Origin of the sequence: Marinobacter sp. UBA5687 (genome assembly GCF_002420325.1) — a bacterium.
GTDB classification, from domain to species: domain Bacteria; phylum Pseudomonadota; class Gammaproteobacteria; order Pseudomonadales; family Oleiphilaceae; genus Marinobacter; species Marinobacter nauticus.
Window position 1 is genome coordinate 1 of sequence record NZ_DIHV01000071.1, and the last position, 3,981, is coordinate 3,981.

A 3,981-nucleotide genomic window follows, 5' to 3' on the forward strand; every position below is an offset into this window, starting at 1 on the left:
ATTTTTACTCCGACCTCAGCACTGAGCGCCACAGGATAGGACTTCCAGTGAGAGGTCATCGATATGGTCGTTTCGCGCCTAGACTTTCTCTCGACGCAAACGCAGGGAGTTCATTACCACCGACAATGAGGACGCGCTCATTGCAAAAGCGGCAAAGATAGGTCCTATCAGGATGCCAAAGAATGGGTAGAGCACACCAGCAGCCACCGGCACACCCGCACCGTTGTAGACCAAGGCAAAAAACAGGTTCTGCTTGATATTTCGCATCGTCGCCTGGGACAACCGTCTGGCGCGGACAATGCCATCGAGGTTACCCTTAACCAAGGTAAAGCCCGCGCTCTCAATGGCGACATCCGCGCCGGTTCCCATCGCAATGCCAACATCGGCCTGGGCCAGGGCGGGTGCGTCATTTACGCCGTCCCCCGCCATCGCTACCTTGCGCCCCTGGCTCTGAAGCTCGCGAATGATGCTGGCCTTGTCCTCTGGCAGCACATCGGCACGAATCTCATCGATACCGAGTTTACCCGCCACCGCCTTTGCCGTGCGCTCATTGTCGCCAGTTGCCATAATTATGCGGAAGCCAGCGGCGTGGAGGGCCTTGAGCGCAGCGGGTGTCGTTTCCTTGACCGGGTCGGCTACGCTGACAAGGCCTGCAACGGCGCCGTTAAGCACCACAAACATGACCGTTTCGCCTTCATCGCGTCTGCTATTGGCAACCTCCATCAGATGGCCACCGTCCAAGCCCAGCTCTTCCAGTAGTTTGGCATTGCCCAAAGCCACTGGCTTGCCATCCACAACACCCTTGACCCCCTTGCCTGTAACGGCTTCAAAGTCATCGGCCTTTCCAAGCATCACGTTACGTGCCTCGGCGCCTGAAACGATGGCTTCAGCGAGCGGATGCTCTGACCCTTTCTCCAGTGTGGCCGCAAGCCTGAGGACCTCGGTCTCGTCATGACCCGATTCCGGCAGCACCGCCACTAGTCTGGGCTTGCCTTCCGTCAAGGTACCGGTTTTATCCACAATCAAGGTATCCACCTTGGCAAAACGCTCCAGCGCTTCGGCGTTCTTAATCAGCACACCTAACTGGGCACCGCGCCCCGTAGCCGTCATGATCGACATAGGCGTAGCCAACCCCAATGCGCAAGGGCAAGCGATGATAAGCACCGCAACCGCAGACACGAGCGCATACGACAAAGCTGGCGCCGGTCCCCAGATGGCCCACGCCACAAAGGACAGGGCCGCCACGGCAATAACCGCTGGTACGAACTTGCCGGCCACCATATCGGCAAACTTCTGGATAGGCGCGCGGCTGCGCTGGGCATTGGCAACCATCTCGACGATTTGACTGAGCGTAGTATCCGCGCCAACCCGGGTCGCCTCCATAACAAGGCTTCCGGTACCGTTGATGGTGGCCCCGGTTACTTTGTCTCCCTCCACTTTCTCTACCGGAACCGGCTCCCCCGAAATCATAGATTCATCAACGGAAGACCGGCCTTCAACAACAACACCATCCACCGGCACCTTGTCACCAGGCCGCACCCGCAGGTGATCACCGACCTTCACATCCTCCAGAGCAACCTCTGTTTCGGTTCCATCGGGCCGGATCAGGCGCGCCGTTTTGGCGGCCATATCCAGCAACGCACGTATGGCTTTACCGGTGCCCTCACGGGCCCTCAGTTCCATCACCTGGCCCAGCAGGACCAGCGTGACGATAACGGCTGCCGCCTCAAAATAAACGCCGACGTTTCCTCCAGAATCCCGGAAGCCTTCCGGGAAGATCCCTGGCACAAGGACCGCTACGATGCTGAAGATATAGGCCGCCCCAACTCCCATGCCGATCAGGCTGAACATATTCAGGTTCATTGTCCGAAACGAGATGTAACCGCGAGCAAAGAAGGGCCAGCCGGACCATAGGATTACAGGAGTAGCAAGCACCAGTTCAATCCAGAGTGACAAACGCTCACCGAAGAAGTCGCGAACCGCCATGACACCGATATAGGGAGTCATGGTCAAAATCAGCAAGGGCACTGAAAATGCCAGGGCAACCCAGAGCCGATGAGAAAAGTCCACCAACTCCGGGTTGGGCCCCTCATCTTCCGCGGTGGCCGATTCCTGCTCCAGTCCCATACCGCACAGAGGACATGCCCCGGGCTTTGTCTGTCGGACTTGAGGGTGCATGGGACAAGTGTAAACCACCCCCGAATACCCGGGTGGTACACGGTCATATGTTCGATCGTCGCCTGACGGTTTTTCATGATCTCCAGAACAATGGTGAGAGTGATCTGAATGAGAACTCACTTTATTGTTTTCCAGAGGCACAAGGTGCATCCCGCATTTCGGGCAATTCCCAGGCTCATCAGATATGACCTCCGGATGCATCGGGCAGGTATACTGGCCCTCCGACTCCTTCCCAGCACTATCATTGATAGCAGAACTATTTTCTTTGGCAGACATCTTCCGATCATCCTTTCGATGGTTTCATACCATTCGAGCCTCTCAAGGTTCGACCTGGTCATAAGCAATGTAGTTGCCCTCTACTGCACCCCATTCCACTACACCCGGCTGAACTGAACCTGAAAAGCACTTCTGCGCTTTGCATTTTTTTGATCACCATCAACTTTTCGGTAAAGCCATTGCCCTGAGGTACACGTCAAACCGGACTTTCAGCTGAAATTCAGTCTTTGTCTATAATCTGGTCACTTAAGCAACATAACAGTTCGCTCGCCCCTTTTCAGAAGCTGGAGATACAAAAGATGGTCGGTCAGAGAATTATTCGCGTCGCGGTCAACGGTTATGGCGTTATCGGCAAACGGGTAGCGCAAGCCGTTGCGGTACAAAAAGACATGGCTGTGGCTGGCGTAGCTGATGTCGCGCAGGACTGGCGAGTGAGGGCCGCGCTGAGTAGAGGGTATGCCCTGTACGGCGCGACTGAAGAGCACGCCGTTGCCATGGGCGCAGCCGGGCTTGATGTTTCCGGCACACTGGATGACTTACTTGAAGCCGCGGACATCGTGGTGGACTGTACACCGAAACACCTGGCCAGCAAGAACATCGAAACCTACCGGCGGCTCGGTATCAGGTTCATCGTTCATGGCGGCGAGAAACATCAAAGCACGGGCCATTCATTCGTTGCCGAGGCCAACTACGCCAGCGCTGTCGGCCGTGACTGCACACGCGTCGTATCGTGCAACACGACGTCGATCATTCGTACCCTGTCAGCGCTCAAACGCCACGGCTTGCTGGACCGGGCACGGGGAACCCTTCTGCGCCGGGCCACCGATCCCTGGGAGAGCCACCAGGGCGGGATCATGAATACCGTCGTGCCAGAGCCGGAGATTCCCAGTCACCAGGGCCCGGACGCCCAAAGTGTCGACCCGGACCTGGATGTGGTAACCATGGCGGTCAAGGTTCCGGAGACACTGGCCCACCTGCACTACTGGTCCGTTCAACTGACACGTGAGGCGAGCAAGGACGAAGTGCTCGATGCGTTCCGCACCTCCTCCCGCATTGTTTTCCTCCGGAACAGCGACGGGCTAAGCGCGATCAACAGCGTCAAGGAGTTGATGGCCGACCTTGGCCGACCTCACGACAGCCTGTATGAAGTCGCGCTTTGGGAAGACATGCTCAAAGTGCAGGGCAATGAGCTGTTTTATGCCTATATGGTCGACAACCAGGCGATTGTTGTTCCGGAAACCATCGATGCCATACGCGCACTGACCGGGGCCGAACCCGATGCGGAAACGTCGATCAGAGACACCAACGACAGCCTGGGTATCGGCTCTTTGGGGTTATAGATATGGACGGCAACCCCGGCGACGTCGCCTGTGAACCCGAGGGCGGAGCCGTGAAGGGTGTGTTCAGGCTGTTCGGTGAGGGAGACGAACTCTATGCGGAGATGATTCGCTCGGTCCGTGCTGCCACCCAGCGTATCTTTCTTGCTTCGTATATCCTCGCGGCGGACGAGGTGGGGACTGAACTGCT

General features: G+C 57.1%; 3 protein-coding genes. 2 read left to right on the forward strand and 1 reads right to left on the reverse strand.

Translation table 11 applies throughout. The annotated features are described in order from the left end of the window. Nucleotides 1–78 precede the first annotated feature (78 nt). Nucleotides 79–2,379, reverse strand: coding sequence for a copper-transporting P-type ATPase (locus tag B3Y70_RS07660; RefSeq protein WP_288589541.1), 2,301 nt, complete (start codon nt 2,377–2,379; stop codon nt 79–81). A gap of 374 nt (nt 2,380–2,753) precedes the next feature. Here B3Y70_RS07660 and B3Y70_RS07665 point away from each other — a divergent pair, with 374 nt between their 5' ends. Beyond that, entirely contained in the window at nt 2,754–3,794 is a 1,041-nt protein-coding gene (locus B3Y70_RS07665; RefSeq protein ID WP_053114010.1) for a type II glyceraldehyde-3-phosphate dehydrogenase, read from the forward strand. A 2-nt stretch (nt 3,795–3,796) separates the two neighbouring features. Then, the coding region (locus B3Y70_RS07670) for a hypothetical protein (protein ID WP_288589540.1) at nt 3,797–3,981 on the forward strand (185 nt) is incomplete at its 3' end.